Source organism: Pseudoalteromonas sp. GW168-MNA-CIBAN-0100 (assembly GCF_040309225.1).
Classification (GTDB): domain Bacteria; phylum Pseudomonadota; class Gammaproteobacteria; order Enterobacterales; family Alteromonadaceae; genus Pseudoalteromonas; species Pseudoalteromonas arctica.
Map to the genome: position 1 here is coordinate 1 of NZ_JBEOOL010000953.1, position 244 is coordinate 244.

At 43.9% G+C, this 244-nt stretch carries 1 protein-coding gene; it reads left to right on the top strand.

What is annotated here, in order from left to right; all coding sequences use genetic code 11:
* A partial coding sequence (locus AAEY62_RS24160; RefSeq protein ID WP_350637005.1) for a hypothetical protein occupies positions 1-244 on the top strand: 244 nt, incomplete at both ends.

A 244-nucleotide genomic window follows, 5' to 3' on the forward strand; every position in this document is an offset into this window, starting at 1 on the left:
TAATGAAGGTGAGCGATCATTTAACGGCACTGGCGGAGGCTATTGTCGATCAGGCCGTTAATATTGCATGGCACAATTGTGTAAAACGCTTTGGTATGCCACCTAGTACTAACGACGAAAGCAAAGGTTTTGCGGTTATTGCCTATGGTAAAACCGGTGGCTTTGAAGTGGGTTATGACTCTGATTTAGATTTAGTCTTTGTACATAACCACGATGGCAGCAGCCAAACTAATGGTGTAAAGCC